Origin of the sequence: Streptomyces sp. NPDC101132, assembly GCF_044759225.1 — a bacterium.
Lineage (GTDB): Bacteria > Actinomycetota > Actinomycetes > Streptomycetales > Streptomycetaceae > Streptomyces.
In genome coordinates this window covers 80,527-100,741 of sequence record NZ_JBIVYX010000008.1, presented here as the reverse complement: position 1 = coordinate 100,741, position 20,215 = coordinate 80,527, and the positions used below count along the sequence as shown (strand labels likewise).

The 20,215-nt window shown below is 73.2% G+C and carries 16 protein-coding genes; 15 read left to right on the top strand and 1 reads right to left on the bottom strand.

Annotated features, from left to right (window positions below):
• Positions 1-93: 93 nt before the first annotated feature.
• The 13 genes from ACIQUR_RS19740 (at position 94) to ACIQUR_RS19680 (ending at position 16,183) form a co-directional block, all read left to right on the top strand.
• Positions 94-1,089, top strand: a complete 996-nt coding sequence (locus tag ACIQUR_RS19740; RefSeq protein ID WP_403665742.1) for an aspartate carbamoyltransferase catalytic subunit — start codon at positions 94-96, stop codon at positions 1,087-1,089.
• Positions 1,090-1,091: 2 nt separating this feature from the next.
• Positions 1,092-2,378 carry a dihydroorotase gene (locus ACIQUR_RS19735; protein ID WP_403665740.1) on the top strand — a complete coding sequence of 429 codons (1,287 nt, stop codon included), beginning with the start codon at positions 1,092-1,094 and terminating at the stop codon, positions 2,376-2,378.
• Positions 2,375-2,956 carry a hypothetical protein gene (locus tag ACIQUR_RS19730; RefSeq protein WP_403665738.1) on the top strand — a complete coding sequence of 194 codons (582 nt, stop codon included), beginning with the start codon at positions 2,375-2,377 and terminating at the stop codon, positions 2,954-2,956. The genes ACIQUR_RS19735 and ACIQUR_RS19730 overlap by 4 nt, the downstream gene beginning before the upstream one ends.
• Positions 2,953-4,095 carry a glutamine-hydrolyzing carbamoyl-phosphate synthase small subunit gene (gene carA / locus ACIQUR_RS19725; protein ID WP_403665736.1) on the top strand — a complete coding sequence of 381 codons (1,143 nt, stop codon included), beginning with the start codon at positions 2,953-2,955 and terminating at the stop codon, positions 4,093-4,095. Before ACIQUR_RS19730 ends, carA begins: the two co-directional genes overlap by 4 nt.
• The gene (gene carB, locus ACIQUR_RS19720) at positions 4,088-7,396 is read left to right on the top strand and encodes a carbamoyl-phosphate synthase large subunit (protein WP_403665734.1); all 3,309 of its coding nucleotides are present in this window, start codon (positions 4,088-4,090) and stop codon (positions 7,394-7,396) included. Before carA ends, carB begins: the two co-directional genes overlap by 8 nt.
• A gap of 99 nt (positions 7,397-7,495) precedes the next feature.
• On the top strand, positions 7,496-8,605 hold the full coding sequence (locus ACIQUR_RS19715; protein ID WP_403665732.1) for a quinone-dependent dihydroorotate dehydrogenase: 1,110 nt from the start codon (positions 7,496-7,498) through the stop codon (positions 8,603-8,605).
• Entirely contained in the window at positions 8,602-9,438 is an 837-nt protein-coding gene (gene pyrF, locus ACIQUR_RS19710; protein WP_403665730.1) for an orotidine-5'-phosphate decarboxylase, read from the top strand. The genes ACIQUR_RS19715 and pyrF overlap by 4 nt, the downstream gene beginning before the upstream one ends.
• Positions 9,439-9,997: 559 nt before the next feature.
• Positions 9,998-10,321, top strand: a complete 324-nt coding sequence (locus ACIQUR_RS19705; RefSeq protein ID WP_016638838.1) for an integration host factor — start codon at positions 9,998-10,000, stop codon at positions 10,319-10,321.
• Between the two features lie 61 nt (positions 10,322-10,382).
• Positions 10,383-10,946, top strand: coding sequence for a guanylate kinase (gmk, locus tag ACIQUR_RS19700; RefSeq protein ID WP_399947467.1), 564 nt, complete (start codon positions 10,383-10,385; stop codon positions 10,944-10,946).
• 39 nt (positions 10,947-10,985) lie between these two features.
• A complete protein-coding gene (gene rpoZ, locus ACIQUR_RS19695) occupies positions 10,986-11,258 on the top strand; it encodes a DNA-directed RNA polymerase subunit omega (protein WP_004948662.1) in 273 nt (90 codons plus the stop codon).
• Between the two features lie 104 nt (positions 11,259-11,362).
• Complete coding sequence (gene coaBC, locus ACIQUR_RS19690; RefSeq protein WP_403665728.1) at positions 11,363-12,565, top strand: bifunctional phosphopantothenoylcysteine decarboxylase/phosphopantothenate--cysteine ligase CoaBC; 1,203 nt, start codon at positions 11,363-11,365, stop codon at positions 12,563-12,565.
• Between the two features lie 194 nt (positions 12,566-12,759).
• A complete protein-coding gene (gene metK / locus ACIQUR_RS19685; RefSeq protein ID WP_403665726.1) occupies positions 12,760-13,968 on the top strand; it encodes a methionine adenosyltransferase in 1,209 nt (402 codons plus the stop codon).
• Between the two features lie 94 nt (positions 13,969-14,062).
• Positions 14,063-16,183, top strand: a complete 2,121-nt coding sequence (locus tag ACIQUR_RS19680) for a primosomal protein N' (RefSeq protein WP_403665724.1) — start codon at positions 14,063-14,065, stop codon at positions 16,181-16,183.
• 654 nt (positions 16,184-16,837) lie between these two features.
• On the opposite strand, the gene ACIQUR_RS19675 is transcribed toward ACIQUR_RS19680, so the two are convergent.
• Positions 16,838-17,368, bottom strand: a complete 531-nt coding sequence (locus tag ACIQUR_RS19675; RefSeq protein WP_403665722.1) for a hypothetical protein — start codon at positions 17,366-17,368, stop codon at positions 16,838-16,840.
• Between the two features lie 271 nt (positions 17,369-17,639).
• On the opposite strand from ACIQUR_RS19675, the gene fmt reads away from it, so the two are divergent.
• Together fmt and ACIQUR_RS19665 are read left to right on the top strand one after the other, a co-directional pair.
• Positions 17,640-18,572 carry a methionyl-tRNA formyltransferase gene (gene fmt, locus ACIQUR_RS19670; protein WP_403666265.1) on the top strand — a complete coding sequence of 311 codons (933 nt, stop codon included), beginning with the start codon at positions 17,640-17,642 and terminating at the stop codon, positions 18,570-18,572.
• 90 nt (positions 18,573-18,662) lie between these two features.
• Complete coding sequence (locus ACIQUR_RS19665) at positions 18,663-20,123, top strand: RsmB/NOP family class I SAM-dependent RNA methyltransferase (protein ID WP_403665720.1); 1,461 nt, start codon at positions 18,663-18,665, stop codon at positions 20,121-20,123.
• Positions 20,124-20,215 lie beyond the last annotated feature (92 nt).

Here is a 20,215-nt window from a genome sequence, read left to right as displayed (position 1 = left end):
CCCGCGCCCGACGGCCGGAGGAACCGGGTCCACGCCGAGGCCTGCCCGCCCGCATTCCCGAGCCACCCTCCTCCACACCCACGGAGCACCCAGATGAAGCGCCACCTCATCTCGGCCGCCGACCTCACGCGCGACGACGCCGTCCTGATCCTCGACACCGCCGAGGAGATGGCCCGGATCGCGGACCGGCCGATCAAGAAGCTGCCCACCCTGCGCGGCCGCACGATCTGCAACCTCTTCTTCGAGGACTCCACCCGCACCCGGATCTCGTTCGAGGCCGCGGAGAAGCGCCTGTCGGCCGACGTCATCAACTTCGCCGCGAAGGGCTCCAGCGTCTCGAAGGGCGAGTCCCTCAAGGACACCGCCCAGACCCTGGAGGCCATGGGCGTCGACGCGGTCGTCATCCGGCACAGCGCGTCCGGAGCCCCGTACCGCCTGGCCACCTCGGGCTGGATCGACGCCCCCGTGATCAACGCGGGCGACGGCACCCACCAGCACCCCACCCAGGCCCTGCTGGACGCCTTCACCATGCGCCGCCGCCTGGTCGGCAAGGACGCGCTCGGCCAGGACCTGGCCGGCAAGCGGATCACGATCGTCGGCGACGTGCTGCACAGCCGCGTGGCCCGCTCCAACGTCGACCTGCTGCACACCCTCGGCGCCGAGGTCACCCTGGTGGCCCCGCCCACCCTGGTCCCGGTCGGCGTGGAGAACTGGCCCTGCCAGGTCAGCTACGGCCTCGACGAGGTGCTGCCGAAGTCGGACGCGGTCATGATGCTGCGTGTGCAGCGCGAACGCATGAACGCCGCCTTCTTCCCGACCGAGCGCGAGTACAGCCGCCGCTACGGCCTCGACGCCGTGCGCATGGGGAAGATGCCGGAGCACGCGATCGTGATGCACCCGGGCCCGATGGTCCGCGGCATGGAGATCACCGCCGAGGTCGCCGACTCCGACCGCTGCACGGTCGTCGAGCAGGTCGCCAACGGCGTCTCGATCCGCATGGCCGTCCTGTACCTGCTGCTCGGGGGCTCCGAGCCCGCCGTCACCACCCCCGCCGCCCCCACCGCCACCGCCACCGAGGAGACGAAGTAACCATGAGCAAGATCCTGATCCGCGGCGCGAAGGTCCTCGGCGGCGAGCAGCAGGACGTCCTGATCGACGGCGAGACCATCGCCGAGGTGGGACAGAACCTCCCGGCGGAGGGCGCGCAGGTGATCGAGGCCGAGGGCCGGATCCTCCTGCCGGGCCTGGTCGACCTCCACACCCACCTCCGCGAGCCCGGCCGCGAGGACTCCGAGACCGTCCTCACCGGCACCCGCGCCGCCGCCTCCGGCGGCTACACCGCGGTGTTCGCCATGGCCAACACCTTCCCCGTCGCCGACACCGCCGGCGTGGTCGAGCAGGTCTACCGCCTCGGCCAGGAGCACGGCTACTGCGACGTGCAGCCCATCGGCGCCGTCACCGTGGGCCTGGAGGGCAAGCAGCTCGCCGAGCTGGGCGCCATGCACGAGTCCGCCGCCGGCGTGAAGGTCTTCTCCGACGACGGCAAGTGCGTGGACGACGCGGTGATCATGCGCCGCGCCCTGGAGTACGTGAAGGCCTTCGGCGGCGTCGTCGCCCAGCACGCCCAGGAGCCCCGCCTCACCGAGGGCGCCCAGATGAACGAGGGCACCGTCTCCGCGGAGCTGGGCCTGGGCGGGTGGCCGGCCGTCGCCGAGGAGTCGATCATCGCCCGCGACGTCCTCCTCGCCGAGCACGTCGGCTCCCGCGTGCACATCTGCCACCTCTCGACCGCCGGCTCCGTCGAGATCGTCCGCTGGGCCAAGTCCCGCGGGATCGACGTCACCGCCGAGGTCACCCCGCACCACCTGCTCCTCACCGACGAGCTGGTCCGCACGTACAACCCGGTCTACAAGGTGAACCCGCCGCTGCGCACCGAGGCCGACGTGCTCGCCCTGCGCGAGGCCCTGGCCGACGGCACGATCGACATCGTCGCCACCGACCACGCCCCGCACCCGCACGAGGACAAGGACTGCGAGTGGGCCGCGGCCGCCATGGGCATGGTGGGCCTGGAGACCGCGCTGAGCGTCGTCCAGCAGACCATGGTCGACACCGGACTGCTCGACTGGGCCGGCGTCGCCGACCGGATGTCCTTCGCCCCCGCGCGCATCGGGCGCCTCGACGGACACGGACGTCCCGTCTCGGCAGGTGAACCCGCCAACATCACGCTGGTCGATCCTGCGTACCGTGGTGTCGTGGACCCCGCAGACTTCGCCTCCCGCAGCCGCAACACGCCCTACGAGGGCCGCGAGCTGCCGGGTCGTGTCACCCACACCTTCCTGCGGGGCCGGGCAACGGTCGTGGACGGGAATCTCGCGTGACACCTGAAGCAATCCTTCTGGCCGCAGGGGCCGCCGAACGTGAGTCGGCGCAGGTGACGGACTGGGGCGCACGCATCGCGTGGGTCATCGGCCTGGTCGTCTTCATCGCGTTCGTGTACTGGCTGATGCGCCAGGGCTGGAAGTGGCGCGGCGCGCTCCAGGGCGACCTGCCCGAGCTGCCCACCGCTCCCGACGGGCTGCCGGCCCACCGGCTCGCCCTCACCGGCCGGTACCACGGGTCCACCACGGCAGGTCAGTGGCTGGACCGGATCGTGGCCCACGGCCTCGGGGTCCGCAGCCGCGTCGAGCTCACCCTCACCGACGCGGGCCTGGACGTGGTCCGTCCGGGTGCCACCGACTTCTTCGTACCGGCCGCCCAGCTGCGCGGCGCCCGCCTCGACAAGGGAATCGCGGGCAAGGTACTGACCGAGGGCGGACTGCTCGTCGTCACCTGGGCGCATGGCGACAAGCTGATCGACTCCGGTTTCCGCTCCGACCGCGCGGCCGAGCACGCCGCCTGGGTCGAAGCCATCAACTCCATGAACCAATCCATCACGACGGAAGGCGCCGAACGATGACGACCTCCACCAGGGGAGCTGTGAAAACTCCCGCCGTACTCGTCCTGGAGGACGGCCGCATCTTCCGCGGACGCGCCTACGGGGCCGTGGGGGAGACCTTCGGCGAGGCCGTGTTCTCCACCGGCATGACCGGATACCAGGAGACCCTGACCGACCCCTCGTACCACCGCCAGGTCGTCGTCATGACCGCCCCGCACGTGGGCAACACCGGCGTCAACGACGAGGACCCCGAGTCCTCCCGCATCTGGGTCTCCGGCTACGTCGTCCGCGACCCCGCCCGCATGCCCTCCAACTGGCGCTCGCGGCGCTCGCTGGACGAGGAGCTCGCCGCGCAGGGCGTGGTCGGCATCTCCGGCGTGGACACCCGCGCCCTCACCCGCCACCTGCGCGAGCGCGGCGCCATGCGCGTCGGCATCTTCTCCGGCGAGGCGGTCGCGGACGACGCGGTGCTGCTGGCGAAGGTCCAGGAGCAGCCCCAGATGAAGGGGGCCGACCTCTCCGCCGAGGTGGCCACCAAGGAGGCGTACGTCGTCCCCGCGATCGGTGAGAAGAAGTTCACCGTTGCCGCGGTCGACCTGGGCATCAAGGGCATGACCCCGCACCGGATGGCCGAGCGCGGCATCGAGGTCCACGTGCTGCCCGCCACCGCCACGGCCGAGGACGTCTACGCGGTCGACCCGGACGGCGTGTTCTTCTCCAACGGCCCGGGCGACCCGGCCACCGCCGACCACCCGGTCTCCGTCATGCAGGCCGTGCTGGAGCGCAGGACGCCGCTCTTCGGCATCTGCTTCGGCAACCAGATCCTGGGCCGCGCCCTCGGCTTCGGCACGTACAAGCTGAAGTACGGCCACCGCGGCATCAACCAGCCGGTGCAGGACCGCACCACCGGCAAGGTCGAGGTCACCGCGCACAACCACGGCTTCGCCGTGGACGCGCCGCTCGACAAGGTCTCCGAGACCCCCTACGGCCGCGCCGAGGTCTCCCACGTCTGCCTGAACGACAACGTGGTGGAGGGCCTCCAGCTGCTCGACCAGCCGGCCTTCAGCGTCCAGTACCACCCCGAGGCGGCCGCGGGCCCGCACGACGCCGCGTACCTCTTCGACCGCTTCGTTTCTCTGATGGAGGCCGAGCGTGCCTAAGCGCACCGATATCCAGTCCGTCCTGGTCATCGGCTCCGGCCCGATCGTCATCGGCCAGGCCGCCGAGTTCGACTACTCCGGCACCCAGGCCTGCCGCGTCCTCAAGTCCGAGGGCCTGCGGGTCATCCTGGTGAACTCCAACCCCGCGACGATCATGACCGACCCGGAGATCGCCGACGCCACGTACGTCGAGCCGATCACCCCCGAGTTCGTCGAGAAGATCATCGCGAAGGAGCGCCCCGACGCGCTCCTGCCCACCCTCGGCGGCCAGACCGCGCTCAACACCGCCATCTCCATGCACGAGCAGGGTGTGCTGGAGAAGTACAACGTCGAGCTGATCGGCGCCAACGTCGAGGCGATCAACAAGGGCGAGGACCGCGACCTCTTCAAGGAGGTCGTCGAGGAGGTCCGCCGGAAGATCGGCCACGGCGAGTCCGCCCGCTCGGTCATCTGCCACTCGATGGACGACGTCATCAAGGGTGTGGACACCCTCGGCGGCTACCCCGTCGTCGTCCGCCCCTCCTTCACCATGGGCGGCGCCGGTTCCGGCTTCGCGCACGACGAGGAGGAGCTGCGCCGCATCGCCGGCCAGGGCCTGACGCTCTCCCCGACCACCGAGGTGCTCCTGGAGGAGTCCATCCTCGGCTGGAAGGAGTACGAGCTGGAGCTGATGCGCGACAAGGCCGACAACGTCGTGGTCGTCTGTTCCATCGAGAACTTCGACCCGATGGGCGTGCACACCGGTGACTCGATCACCGTCGCCCCGTCGATGACCCTCACCGACCGCGAGTACCAGCGCCTGCGCGACATCGGCATCGCGATCATCCGCGAGGTCGGCGTCGACACCGGCGGCTGCAACATCCAGTTCGCGATCAACCCGGACGACGGCCGCGTCATCGTCATCGAGATGAACCCGCGCGTCTCCCGCTCCTCGGCGCTCGCGTCGAAGGCCACCGGCTTCCCGATCGCCAAGATCGCCGCCAAGCTGGCCATCGGGTACACCCTCGACGAGGTCCCGAACGACATCACCGAGAAGACCCCGGCCTCCTTCGAGCCCACGCTCGACTACGTCGTGGTCAAGGCCCCGCGCTTCGCCTTCGAGAAGTTCCCGCTCGCCGACGCCACCCTCACCACCACCATGAAGTCGGTGGGCGAGGCCATGGCCATCGGCCGCAACTTCACCGAGGCCCTCCAGAAGGCCCTGCGCTCCCTGGAGAAGAAGGGCTCGCAGTTCACCTTCACCGGCGAGCCCGGCGACAAGGACGAGCTGCTGCGCGTCGCGGTCCGCCCGACCGACGGCCGCATCAACACCGTCATGCAGGCGATCCGCGCCGGTGCCACCCCCGAGGAGGTCTTCGACGCCACGAAGATCGACCCGTGGTTCGTGGACCAGCTCTTCCTGATCAAGGAGATCGCCGACGACCTGGCCGACGCCGAGAAGCTCGGCCCCGAGCTGCTCGCCGAGGCCAAGCGCCACGGCTTCTCCGACGCCCAGATCGCCGAGATCCGCGGCCTGCGCGAGGACGTCGTCCGCGAGGTCCGGCACGCCCTCGGGGTCCGTCCGGTCTACAAGACGGTCGACACCTGCGCCGCCGAGTTCGCCGCCAAGACCCCGTACTTCTACTCGTCCTACGACGAGGAGACGGAGGTCGCGCCCCGCGAGAAGCCCGCGGTGATCATCCTGGGCTCCGGCCCGAACCGCATCGGCCAGGGCATCGAGTTCGACTACTCCTGCGTCCACGCCTCCTTCGCGCTCAGCGACGCGGGCTACGAGACCGTGATGGTCAACTGCAACCCGGAGACCGTCTCGACGGACTACGACACCTCCGACCGCCTGTACTTCGAGCCGCTCACGCTCGAGGACGTGCTGGAGATCGTGCACGCCGAGTCCCTCGCGGGCCCGATCGCCGGCGTCGTCGTCCAGCTCGGCGGCCAGACCCCGCTGGGTCTCGCCCAGGCGCTCAAGGACAACGGCGTGCCGGTCGTCGGCACCTCCCCGGAGGCCATCCACGCCGCCGAGGACCGCGGCGCCTTCGGCCAGGTCCTGCTGGAGGCCGGCCTGCCGGCCCCGAAGCACGGCACCGCCACCACCTTCGCCGGAGCCAAGGCCATCGCCGACGAGATCGGCTACCCCGTCCTCGTACGCCCCTCGTACGTGCTCGGCGGCCGCGGCATGGAGATCGTCTACGACGAGGCGCGCCTGGAGGCGTACATCGCCGAGTCCACGGAGATCTCCCCGACCCGCCCGGTGCTGGTCGACCGCTTCCTCGACGACGCGATCGAGATCGACGTCGACGCGCTGTACGACGGCCACGAGCTCTACCTCGGCGGCGTCATGGAGCACATCGAGGAGGCCGGCATCCACTCCGGCGACTCGGCCTGCGCCCTGCCCCCGATCACCCTCGGCGGCTTCGACATCAAGCGCCTGCGCGCCTCCACCGAGGCGATCGCCAAGGGCGTCGGCGTCCGCGGCCTGATCAACATCCAGTTCGCGATGGCCGGCGACATCCTCTACGTGCTGGAGGCCAACCCGCGCGCCTCCCGGACCGTCCCCTTCACCTCGAAGGCGACCGCGGTCCCGCTGGCGAAGGCCGCCGCCCGCATCTCGCTGGGCGCGACCATCGCCGAGCTGCGCGCCGAGGGCCTGCTGCCGAAGACCGGCGACGGCGGCACCCTGCCGCTCGACGCGCCGATCTCCGTCAAGGAGGCCGTGATGCCGTGGAGCCGCTTCCGCGACATCCACGGCCGCGGCGTGGACACCGTCCTCGGCCCGGAGATGCGCTCGACCGGCGAGGTCATGGGCATCGACTCCGTCTTCGGCACGGCGTACGCCAAGTCGCAGGCGGGCGCCTACGGCCCGCTGCCGACCAAGGGCCGCGCGTTCATCTCCGTCGCCAACCGCGACAAGCGTTCGATGATCTTCCCGGCCCGTGAGCTGGTCGCCCACGGCTTCGAGCTGATGGCCACCTCCGGCACCGCCGAGGTGCTGCGCCGCAACGGCATCAACGCCACCGTGGTGCGCAAGCTCAGCGAGGGCGAGGGCCCGAACGGCGAGAAGACCATCGTCCAGCTGATCCACGACGGCCAGGTCGACCTGATCGTCAACACCCCGTACGGCACCGGCGGCCGCCTCGACGGCTACGAGATCCGCACGGCGGCCGTGGCCCGCAGCGTCCCGTGCCTGACGACGGTCCAGGCGCTGGCCGCCGCCGTCCAGGGCATCGACGCGCTCAACCACGGCGACGTGGGCGTGCGCTCCCTCCAGGAGCACGCGGAGCACCTGATCGCGGCCCGCGACTAGCAGCCCGTACGAAAGGGGGGCACCGGCGAGAGCGACCGGTGTCCCCCCTTTCATGAGGTCTTTCCGAGCGCACAACGGACTCAAGGGATAAACCGGACGATGTACAAGCTGTTCTTCAACCTGGTCTTCAAGCGGATGGACCCCGAGCAGGCCCACTACATGGCCTTCCGCTGGATCCGCCTGGCAGCCCGCACCCCCGTGCTGCGCACCTTCGTGGCCGCCTACCTCGCCCCCCGCACCAGGGAACTGCGCACCGAGACCCTGGGCCTGCGCTTCCACAGCCCCTTCGGCCTCGCCGCCGGCTTCGACAAGAACGCCGTCGCCATCGACGGCATGGCGATGCTCGGCTTCGACCACGTCGAGATCGGCACCGTCACCGGCCAGGCCCAGCCGGGCAACCCCAAGAAGCGGCTGTTCCGCCTGGTGCCGGACCGCGCCCTGATCAACCGCATGGGCTTCAACAACGAGGGCTCCGCCGCCGTGGCCGCCCGCCTCGGCGCCCGCCGCCCCGTCTTCAAGCCCGTGGTCGGCGTCAACATCGGCAAGACCAAGGTCGTCCCCGAGGCCGAGGCCGCCGCCGACTACGTGGTCTCCACCGAGCACCTCGCCCGGCACGCCGACTACCTGGTCGTCAACGTCTCCTCGCCCAACACCCCCGGCCTGCGCAACCTCCAGGCCACCGAGTCGCTCCGGCCGCTGCTGACCGCCGTGCGCGAGGCCGCCGACCGCACCGTCACCGACCGCCGCGTCCCGCTGCTGGTCAAGATCGCCCCCGACCTCGCCGACGAGGACGTGGACGCCGTCGCCGACCTCGCCGTGGAGCTGGGCCTGGACGGCATCATCGCCACCAACACCACGATCGCCCGCGAGGGCCTCGGCCTGAAGTCCGACCCGGCCCTGGTCAAGGAGACCGGCGGCCTCTCCGGCGCCCCGGTCAAGGAGCGCTCCCTGGAGGTCCTGCGCCGCCTCTACGCGCGCGTGGGCGACCGGATCGTCCTGGTGGGCGTCGGCGGCATCGAGAACGCCGAGGACGCCTGGCAGCGGATCCTCGCCGGCGCCACCCTGGTCCAGGGCTACAGCGCCTTCATCTACGAGGGCCCCTGCTACGCCCGCGCCATCCACAAGGGCCTCGCCGCGCGCCTGGCCGCCAGCCCGTACGCCACGCTCGCCGACGCCGTCGGCGCCGAGACCCGGAAGGCCTCCCTGTGACGCTCCCCTTCGGAACCCGCCTCCGCCAGGCCATGGACGCCCGTGGCCCGCTCTGCGTCGGCATCGACCCGCACGCCTCGCTGCTCGCCTCCTGGGGCCTGAGCGACGACGTGGCCGGCCTGGAGCGGTTCTCCCGCACGGTGGTCGAGGCGCTGGCCGACTCCGTGGCGGTCTTCAAGCCGCAGGCGGCCTTCTTCGAGCGCTTCGGCTCCCGGGGCATCGCCGTGCTGGAGCGCACGGTGGCCGACGCCCGCGCCGCCGGCACCCTGGTGCTGATGGACGCCAAGCGCGGCGACATCGGCTCGACCATGGCCGCGTACGCGGAGACCTTCCTGCGCAAGGACTCCCCGCTCTTCTCCGACGCCCTGACCGTCTCCCCGTACCTCGGCTACGGCTCGCTCAAGCCGGCCGTGGACCTGGCCCGGGAGTCCGGATCCGGCCTGTTCGTGCTGGCCCTGACCTCCAACCCGGAGGGGGCCGAGGTCCAGCGCGCGGTGCGCGAGGACGGCCGGACCATCGGCGCCACCATGCTGGCCCACCTGGCCGACGAGAACGCCGGCGCCGAGCCGATGGGCTCCTTCGGCGCGGTGGTCGGCGCCACCCTCGGCGACCTGTCCTCCTTCGACCTGGACATCAACGGACCGCTGCTGGCCCCCGGCATCGGCGCGCAGGGCGCCACCGCGGCCGACCTGCCGGCCGTCTTCGGCCCGGCCGTCCGCAACGTGGTCCCGAACGTCTCGCGCGGCGTCCTCGCACAGGGCCCCGACGCGGCCGCGCTGCGCTCCGCCTCCGACCGGTTCGCGGACGAGATCCGCGCGGCCGTCGCCGGGTAGCGCCCACCCCGGGAAGGGGGGTGCGGGGAAGGCTCCCGCACCCCCCTTCCGTGCGTCCGCCCCCGGGCCGGAGCGGCCGGGGCGGCCCGTTCGAGCGGCGGTCGATGATGGCCGGAAACACACCCCCGGGACCGGCCCGTGCGGCGCCCGGATTCGACACGGCGCGCGACGGTCCGGCGTTCGGACCGGCCCGGGCCCCGGCGCACCGGGGCGCTCCGGTGGCGCTCCGTGGCCCCGCCGCCGCGCTCCGGAGCCGCGGCGACCTGCGCGGGAGCGCCGGCAGGCACCGAATTTCGTCATTCCGCGTGTCGCTCGCGCCCGGCTCCCGGCCGTCTTGACGAAATCCTCACCCAAAACCGGGGTGTTTTGTCTGTGATGTACGGTTCAGTGGAGGCTGACCAGGACTTTTCGTCTGTTCTCGCTGACTGGAGCGGCCTTGGCCGCTAGTCTCCGACCAGAGCGAACGCACACGAGCGTTGTGTGCAGCTCGCCTGGTGGGGTGCCCTGTGGTGCTCCGCCGGTCCGTATCCGACAGTTCGACATCCGAGGTGACGTAGGCGTGGCTCTTCCGCCCCTTACCCCTGAACAGCGCGCAGCCGCGCTCGAAAAGGCCGCCGCGGCTCGCCGGGAGCGGGCCGAGGTGAAGAATCGACTCAAGCACTCCGGCGCCTCCCTGCACGAGGTCATCAAGCAGGGCCAGGAGAACGACGTCATCGGCAAGATGAAGGTCTCCGCCCTCCTCGAGTCCCTTCCCGGCGTGGGCAAGGTCCGCGCCAAGCAGATCATGGAGCGCCTCGGCATCTCCGAGAGCCGTCGTGTCCGCGGTCTCGGTTCCAACCAGATCGCCTCCCTGGAGCGCGAGTTCGGCGGCAGCGGCGCCTGAGGCGTCGCCCCGAGTTGTCCGAGTGTTCTCAGGCAGTCCTGAGAACCGGGATAATCGCTCCATGGCAGCAGAGGTTCGTCCGCGGCTGACCGTGCTCTCCGGCCCCTCCGGGGTCGGCAAGAGCACGGTCGTCGCGCATATGCGCAAGGTTCACCCCGAGGTGTGGCTCTCGGTGTCGGCCACCACCCGCAAGCCGCGACCCGGCGAGCGGCACGGAGTCCACTACTTCTTCGTCTCCGACGACGAGTTCGACAAGCTGATCGCCAACGGCGAGCTGCTGGAGTGGGCCGAGTTCGCGGGCAACCGCTACGGCACCCCGCGGGCCGCCGTCGGCGAGCGCCTCGACGCGGGCGAGCCCGTGCTGCTGGAGATCGATCTCCAGGGTGCCCGGCTGGTCCGGGAGTCGATGCCGGAGGCCCAGCTGGTCTTCCTCGCCCCGCCGAGCTGGGACGAGCTGGTCCGCCGCCTCACCGGGCGCGGCACCGAGGCCCCCGAGGTCATCGAGCGCCGGCTGGAGGCCGCGAAGGTCGAGCTCGCGGCCGAATCCGAGTTCGACACGACCCTGGTCAACACCTCCGTCGAGGACGTAGCACGTGAGCTGCTAGCCTTGATGGAAGTTGTTTGATCGTTGTTTGATCTTTTACCCATCTTCGGAAGGTAGAGCGTGTCCTCTTCCATCACCGCGCCCGAGGGCATCATCAACCCGCCGATCGACGAGCTGCTCGAGGCCACGGACTCGAAGTACAGCCTCGTGATCTACGCGGCCAAGCGCGCGCGTCAGATCAACGCGTACTACTCGCAGCTCGGTGAGGGCCTGCTGGAGTACGTCGGCCCGCTGGTGGACACCCACGTCCACGAGAAGCCGCTGTCGATCGCCCTGCGCGAGATCAACGCGGGTCTGCTGACCTCCGAGGCCATCGAGGCCCCGGCCCAGTAAGGCGCGAGCAATACCTTCACCACAGGCCCGGCGGCGCAGCTGCCGGGCCTGTGGTGTGTCATGGGTGGGAACAGGGAGAACCGATGCCGGGGAGCGGAGTCGCAGTGGACAAGCCGAAGGTCGTCCTGGGGGTCAGCGGCGGGATCGCCGCCTACAAGGCGTGCGAGCTGCTGCGGCGGCTGACCGAGTCCGGGCACCACGTCCGCGTGGTGCCGACCGCCTCGGCGCTGCACTTCGTGGGCGAGGCCACCTGGTCGGCGCTGTCCGGCAACCCGGTCTCCACCGAGGTCTGGGACGCCGTCCACGAGGTGCCGCACGTCCGCATCGGCCAGGGCGCCGACCTGGTGGTCGTGGCCCCGGCCACCGCCGACATGCTGGCCAAGGCCGCCCACGGGCTCGCCGACGACCTGCTGACCAACACCCTCCTGACCGCCCGCTGCCCCGTGGTCTTTGCCCCCGCGATGCACACCGAGATGTGGGAGCACCCGGCCACCCGGGAGAACGTGGCCACCCTGCGCCGCCGCGGCGCCGTGGTCATCGAGCCGGCCGTGGGCCGCCTCACCGGCGTCGACACCGGCAAGGGGCGGCTGCCCGATCCCGAGGAGATCTTCGAGGTCTGCAAGCGCGTCCTGGCCCGGGGCACCGCCGAGCCCGACCTGCTCGGCCGGCACGTCGTGATCAGCGCCGGCGGCACCCGCGAGCCGCTGGACCCGGTGCGCTTCCTCGGCAACCGGTCCTCCGGCAAGCAGGGCTACGCGCTGGCCCGCACCGCCGTCGCCCGGGGCGCCCGGGTCACGCTGGTCGCCGCCAACACCGCGCTGCCCGACCCCGCCGGCGTGGACGTCGTACGCGTCGGCACGGCCGTCCAGCTGCGCGAGGCGGTCCTGAAGGCGGCGGCCGACGCCGACGCCGTGGTGATGGCCGCCGCGGTGGCGGACTTCCGCCCGGCCGCGTACGCCGAGGGCAAGATCAAGAAGAAGGACGGCGAGGAGCCGGCGCCGGTCGCCCTGGTCCGCAATCCGGACGTGCTGGCGGAGATCTCCGCAGACCGTGCCCGGCCGGGGCAGATCATCGTGGGCTTCGCCGCCGAGACCGACGACGTTCTGGCCAATGGATGGGCGAAACTCCGCCGGAAGCAGTGTGATCTTCTCGTCGTGAACGAGGTCGGCGAGAGCAAGACCTTCGGTTCCGAGGAGAACGAAGCGGTCATCCTGGCATCCGATGGCGTCGAGACGGCTGTGCCTTATGGCCCCAAGGAGGCGCTCGCGGACCGGATTTGGGACCTCGTGACCCCGCGACTCGCCTGACCGAGGGACCTTGTTCCGTGCGTTCGGCGTGGGCCACAATGGAGTGCCGCAGGTCACAGCCCTTCCATTAGGCGAGACGCGTGGTCCGGCGCACGGGAGCGCCCGATAAACTAAACCCGGAACCGGCCGGGCGCAGCCTCCGGGCGGCTCCGCCAAATGATCAGCCAGCAGCCGCTGCAACCCCAGGGAGCGATGTGTCCCGCCGCCTGTTCACCTCGGAGTCCGTGACCGAGGGCCACCCCGACAAGATCGCTGACCAGATCAGCGACACGATCCTCGACGCCCTGCTCGCCGAGGACCCGACCTCCCGCGTCGCCGTGGAGACGCTCATCACCACCGGCCTGGTCCACATCGCGGGCGAGGTGACGACGAAGGCGTACGCGCCGATCGCCTCCCTGGTCCGCGACAAGATCCTGGAGATCGGCTACGACTCCTCGAAGAAGGGCTTCGACGGCGCCTCCTGCGGCGTCTCGACGTCCATCGGCGCGCAGTCCCCGGACATCGCGCAGGGTGTCGACACGGCGTACGAGCAGCGGGTCGAGGGCGACGAGGACGAGCTCGACAAGCAGGGCGCGGGCGACCAGGGCCTGATGTTCGGCTACGCCACCGACGAGACCCCGAACCTCATGCCGCTGCCGATCGAGCTGGCCCACCGGCTCTCGCGGCGCCTGTCCGAGGTGCGCAAGAACGGGACCATCCCGTACCTGCGCCCCGACGGCAAGACCCAGGTCACCATCGAGTACGACGGCGACAAGCCGGTCCGCCTCGACACGGTGGTCGTCTCCTCGCAGCACGCCTCCGACATCGACCTGGACTCGCTGCTCGCGCCCGACATCCGCGAGTTCGTCGTCGAGCACGTGCTCAAGGAGCTCGTCGAGGACGGCATCAGCCTGGAGACCGACGGCTACCGCCTGCTGGTCAACCCGACCGGCCGCTTCGAGATCGGCGGCCCGATGGGCGACGCCGGCCTCACCGGCCGCAAGATCATCATCGACACGTACGGCGGCATGGCCCGCCACGGCGGCGGCGCCTTCTCCGGCAAGGACCCGTCGAAGGTCGACCGCTCCGCCGCGTACGCGATGCGCTGGGTCGCCAAGAACGTCGTGGCCGCCGGCCTCGCGGAGCGCTGCGAGGTCCAGGTCGCGTACGCGATCGGCAAGGCCGAGCCCGTCGGTCTCTTCGTCGAGACCTTCGGCACCGCCAAGGTGGACGTCGCCAGGATCGAGCAGGCCATCTCCGAGGTCTTCGACCTCCGCCCGGCCGCGATCATCCGCGACCTCGACCTGCTGCGCCCGATCTACGCCCAGACCGCCGCGTACGGCCACTTCGGCCGTGAGCTGCCGGACTTCACCTGGGAGCGCACCGACCGCGTCGACGCGCTGAAGGCCGCCGCCGGCCTGTAGCCCGCGCGGACGTCGTGACGACGGCCCCGGACCCCTGTGGTCCGGGGCCGTCGGCGTTCCTCCGCTGTCGGTGTCCTTTGGTAAGAATGCTGGTGTGAGCAGCGAGAACGAATCAGGCGAGCAGGCCGGGGGGCCGCCCGAGCAGCTCGCGCTCATCCGGGAGACCGTCCGCGCCGCGAAGGCCGCCGCGCCCAAGGCCAAGCCGCGCACCTGGCGGGGCGCGGCCCTGGCCAAGGAGCTGCCGGTGGCGCGGATCCTGGTCAACAAGGGGGTGCTCCACCTCGACCAGCTCTGGGACTACGCCGTCCCCGCCGAGCTGGACGAGGCCGCGCAGCCGGGCGTGCGCGTCCGGGTGCGGTTCGGCGCGGGCGCCCACCACGTCCGGGAGGGGCGCCGCGAGGGCGGCGGCCTCATCGACGGCTTCCTGGTCGAGCGCCGGGCCGAGTCGGACTACAACGGACCGCTGGCCGCGCTCGCGCACGTGGTCTCCCCGGAGCGGGTGCTCACCCCCCGGATGCTGGCCCTGACCCGGGCCGTCGCCGACCGCTACGCCGGCAGCCTGGCCGACGTGCTCCAGCTCGCCCTCCCGCCGCGGAACGCCCGGGCCGAGTCCCGGCCCTCGCCCGAGCCGCTGCCGGCCCCGCCCGCGCCCGAGCCGGGCGGCTGGGAGCGCTACCCGGCGGGGCCCGCCTTCCTGCGGGCGCTGGCCGCCGGGCACAACCCGCGCGCCGTCTGGACGGCCCTGCCCGGCCCCGGCTGGCCCGACGAGCTGGCCCGCGCGATGGCCGCCGCCCTGGCGTCGGGGCGGGGTGCGCTGGCGGTGCTGCCCGACGGCCGGTCGGTGGCCCGGCTGGACGCGGCGCTCACGGACGTGCTGGGGCAGGGGCGGCACGCGGTGCTCACGGCCGAGTCCGGTCCCGAGAAGCGGTACGGCCAGTGGCTGGCCGTGCACCGGGGCTCGGTGAAGGCGGTGATCGGCACGCGGGCGGCGATGTTCGCGCCGGTACGGGACCTGGGGCTGGTGGCCGTCTGGGACGACGGCGACTCCAGCCACAGCGACGACAACGCGCCCTTCCCGCACGTGCGCGAGGTGCTGGAGCTGCGCTCCGCGCACGACGACTGCGGCTTCCTGCTGGGCGGCACGAGCTGCACGGTGGAGGCCGCCCAGCTGGTCGAGTCCGGCTGGGCGCGGCCGCTGGCGGCGGACCGCGAGCGGGTGCGGGAGGCCGCGCCGCTGGTGCGGACCGTGGGCGAGGAGGACCTGGCCCGGGACGAGGCCGCGCGGGCGGCCCGGCTACCGAGCCTGGCCTGGCAGGCGGTGCGGGAGGGCCTGAAGACCGGGCCGGTGCTCGTCCAGGTGCCCCGGCGCGGCTACGTGCCCCGGCTGGCCTGCGAGCGCTGCCGTACGCCGGCCCGCTGCACGGCGTGCGCCGGTCCCCTGGAGGCGCCGGACCAGCGGGCGCTGCGGTGCGGGTGGTGCGGGCGGGACGAACCGTCCTGGCAGTGCGGGGAGTGCGGCTCGGTGCGGCTGCGGGCGAGTGTGATCGGCGCGCGGCGGACGGCCGAGGAGCTGGGGCGAGCGTTTCCGGCGGTGCCGGTGCGGACTTCGGGGCGGGACCACGTGCTGGACGGCGTACCGGACCGGCCGGCGCTGGTGGTGAGCACGCCGGGTGCCGAGCCGGTGGCCGAGGGCCCGGGGTACGCGGCCGCGCTGCTGCTGGACGGCTGGGCGATGCTGGGGCGGCCCGACCTGCGCGCGGGCGAGGAGGCGCTGCGGCGCTGGATCGGCGCGGCCTCGCTGGTGCGGGGGAGCGGGACGGTGGTGGTGGTCGCGGAGCCGACGCTGCGGCCGGTGCAGGCCCTGGTGCGGTGGGATCCCGTGGGGCACGCGGTGCGGGAGCTCGCGGAGCGGGCCGAGCTGGGCTTCCCCCCGGTGTCGCGGATGGCCGAGGTGACGGGCCGGCCGGAGCCGCTGGCCGAGTTCCTGGCGGGGGCGGCGCTGCCGGGGGACGCGGTGGTGCTGGGGCCGGTGCCGGTGGCCGCGCGGGGCGGTGCACGGGTGGAGGAGGCGTACGAGAGGGCGCTGGTGCGGGTGCCGCCGGGGTCGGGGGCCGCGTTGGCTGCCGCGCTGAAGTCCGCCCAGGCTGCGCGGCTGGCCGCCCGCGGCACGGCCGACCCGGTCCGGGTCCGCATCGACCCGCCGTCCATCGGCTGACGCCGCGCCGACCGCGTCCGCCCGTCCCGTGTTGCCTCGTGCTGGCCCCTCGGTACGGGCCGCGACCCGTGTCCCGCCCGCCAGGTGCGGGCCGTGTGGTGTGGGCCGCGCCCGCGGTGCCGGGCTCGGGCCTGCGGCTCGGGTGGTACCGGGTGCGGTGCCGCCTGCGTGGGGGCGCGGCCAGGGCGCGGGACGGGTTCCCTGCGGGGCAGTTCCCCTACCCGCCCTTCTCCCGTTCACCGGGGCTGCGCCCCGGACCCGCCGGGCTCACGGGGCTGCGCCCTGGGCCCGCGTGGGGCTGCGCCCCGGAACCGGCGGGCTCACGGGGCTGGCGCCCCGGGCCCGGGGCTCACGGGGCTGTGCCCCGGGCCCGCGGGGCTGCGCCCCGTATCCGGCGTGCTGACGGGGCTGTGCCCTGGGCCCGCGTGGGGCTGCGCCGCGGATCCGGCGGGCCCACGGCTCGGTTCCGCGGGGTTCCGCCCCGGGTCCTCGTGGGGGTGGGGGAACCGGCCCGCGGGGGTCCGGGCGGTTCACCACCGCCCGGCACCTCCGCCGGAGCGTCGCTGCCCACGGGGCGGACCCGGGACCCCGTGGGGGCGGGTCCCGGGGTGTCGTGCCGGCACCCGCGTCGTCCGGGGCGGATGCCGGGTGGGGTCAGCCGGTGCGGGGGCCCGGGAAGGCCGGGGAGCGGGGGGTGGTGTCCTCGCGGAGGGACTGCGAGGCAGGAGTCGGCTGGGGCGGCATCGAGCGGGCCGCCGGGATGCCCAGCGTGCGCGGTGCGGCCGTGCCCTCGGCCAGCGGCTCCGCGGCCTCCGCCGGGGCCGCCGTCACGGCGCCCGCCCGGCGCGCCCCGTACCGGCGGTGCACCGCCTGCTTCGTCACCCCGAGGGCGGAGCCCACCGCGTCCCACGAGAAGCCGAGCGAGCGGTCGAAGTCCACCGCGGCGGTCACCAGCGTCTCCACGCTGTCCCGCAGCTCCTGCGCGAGACGGACGGTCGGCGCGGGTGCCCGGCCGTAGACGACGAAGCCCGTGGAGGGGCCGGAGCGACGCGGGCGGTAGACGTTGCCGAGCTGGGCGGTGAGGGTACGCAGGGCATCCACCTGTCGGCGGACCCGCTCGATGTCCCGCACCAGGAGATGCAGGCTGGCCCTCGCTTGGGCGTCGTGGGTGGCGTGGTCGGCCATGAACAAGCCTCTCGAACCGGGGGGTTGAAACGGATCGGGCCGGCTGCACAATGCGGCCCGTTTCGGTCAATCTCTCTTGACCAACGCTCCATGCGGCACGGAGGTCACGCCCCAGGGGCGTGTCGGCATATGCGAGAGGCGCGCGTGTGTGCGTACGCCCCCCGCCCCGGCCGGGCGGGCCGGGCGCCGCGGCCCATAGACTGGGCCGTTGCTCCTCATTCGTCTCATCCGTCGTCTCCAACGGCCCGCCGCAAAGCGAGGTATGACCCAAGTGAAGCTCGTCTTCGCAGGAACCCCCGAGGTGGCCGTGCCCGCCCTCGACGCCCTCATCGCCTCCGGCCGCCACGAGGTCGCCGCCGTCGTCACCCGGCCCGACGCCCCCGCCGGCCGCGGCCGGCGCCTGGTCGCCAGCCCGGTCGCCCAGCGCGCCGAGGAGGCGGGCATCGAGGTGCTCAAGCCGGTCCGCCCCCGCGACCCGGACTTCCTCGCCCGGCTCGCCGAGATCGCCCCGGACTGCTGCCCGGTCGTCGCGTACGGCGCCCTGCTGCCCAAGGCGGCCCTCGACATCCCGGCCCGCGGCTGGGTCAACCTGCACTTCTCCCTGCTGCCGGCGTGGCGCGGCGCCGCCCCCGTCCAGCACGCGGTCATGGCCGGCGACCAGGTCACCGGCGCCTCCACCTTCCTCATCGAGGAGGGCCTGGACTCCGGCCCGGTCTACGGCGTGCTCACCGAGGAGGTCCGCCCCACCGACACCAGCGGCGACCTGCTCACCCGCCTGGCCTTCGCCGGCGCCGGACTGCTCGCCGCCACCATGGACGGCATCGAGGACGGCACCCTGCGCGCCGTGCCCCAGCCCGCGGACGGCATCACCCTCGCGCCCAAGATCACCGTCGAGGACGCGCAGGTGAACTGGGCCGACCCGGCGCTGCGCGCCGACCGCGTCGTACGGGGCTGCACCCCCGCGCCCGGCGCCTGGACCCTCTTCCGCGGCGAGCGGCTCAAGCTGGTCTCCGTCGCGCTGGTGCCCGAGCGCACCGACCTCGCGCCCGGCGAGCTGGCCCCCGCCAAGAACAACGTGTACGTCGGCACCGGCTCGCACGCCGTCGAGCTGCTCTGGGTGCAGCCCCAGGGCAAGAAGCCGATGAAGGGCGCCGACTGGGCCCGCGGCGTGCGCATCGCCCCCGGCGAGCGGCTCGGCGCGTAGCCCCCGCGCACCCCGACGTACGCTGAAGACGCGCCCGCCGGCGCCTTCAGGCCTCCCCGTTCCACCACCCCTCAGCGGAGCACCTTTCACGTGACCGACCAGCCCCGTCGCCGTCCCGCCCAGCAGCACAAGCCCTACCGGCGTCCCCAGAAGGACCCCGTCCGCATCCTCGCCTTCGAGGCCCTGCGGGCCGTGGACGAGCGCGACGCGTACGCCAACCTCGTCCTGCCGCCCCTGCTCCGCAAGGCGCGGGAGGCCGCGGCGGCCAAGGGCGGCTCCTTCGACGCGCGCGACGCGGCCCTCGCGACGGAGCTGGTGTACGGCACGCTGCGGCGCCAGGGCACGTACGACGCGATCATCGCGGCCTGCGTGGACCGGCCCCTGCGCGAGGTCGACCCGCCGGTGCTCGACGTGCTCTCGCTCGGCGCGCACCAGCTGCTCGGCACCCGCATCCCCACCCACGCCGCGGTCTCCGCGAGCGTGGAGCTGGCCCGCGTGGTGCTCGGCGACGGCCGGGCGAAGTTCGTGAACGCCGTGCTGCGCCGGATCGCCGCGGAGGACCTGGACGGCTGGCTCGCCAAGGTCGCCCCGCCGTACGACGAGGACGCCGAGGAGCACCTCGCCGTGGTCCACTCCCACCCGCGCTGGGTGGTGTCGGCCCTGTGGGACGCCCTCGGCGGCGGCCGGGCCGGCATCGAGGACCTGCTGGAGGCGGACAACGAGCGGCCCGAGGTGACGCTGGTCGCCCGGCCCGGCCGCGTGGAGCCCGGCGAGCTGGTCGAGGCGCTGGGCGAGGACTCGGTGCTGCCGGGCCGCTGGTCCCCGTACGCCGTCCGGCTGGCCGAGGGCGGCGAACCGGGCGCCATCGAGGCCGTCCGCGAGGGCCGCGCCGGCGTCCAGGACGAGGGCAGCCAGCTGGTCGCCATCGCCCTCGCCAACGCCCCGGTCGAGGGCCGGGACGAGCGCTGGCTGGACGGCTGCGCCGGCCCCGGCGGCAAGGCCGCCCTGCTGGGCGCGCTGGCGGCCGGCCGGGGTGCCGCGCTGCTCGCGTCCGAGAAGCAGCCGCACCGGGCCCGGCTGGTCGAGCGGGCCCTCGCCGGCAACCCCGGCCCGTACCAGGTCATCGCCGCCGACGGCACCCGGCCGCCGTGGCGGCCGGGCTCCTTCGACCGGGTGCTGATGGACGTGCCCTGCTCGGGCCTGGGCGCGCTCCGCCGCCGCCCGGAGGCCCGCTGGCGGCGCCGGCCCGCGGACCTGGAGGGCTTCGCCCCGCTCCAGCGCGCGCTGCTGCGGGAGGCGCTCGGCGCGGTCCGCGTGGGCGGCGTCGTCGGGTACGCGACCTGCTCCCCGCACCTCGCGGAGACCCGGGTCGTCGTGGACGACGTGCTCAAGGGCCGGGGCGGCGCGGCCCCCTTCGAGGCGGAGTGGATCGACGCGCGTCCGCTGCTGCCCGGCGTCCCCGCGCTCGGCGACGGCCCGGACGTCCAGCTCTGGCCGCACCTGCACGGCACGGACGCGATGTACCTGGCGCTGCTGCGCCGCACGGCCTGAGCCGCGGCCCCGGCTCCCTCCCCGGGGGCCGGGGCGACGGCCGCGTCCGGGTCCCCGGGGCCGGTTTCGGGGGTGCCACCTGCGGAGGCCCG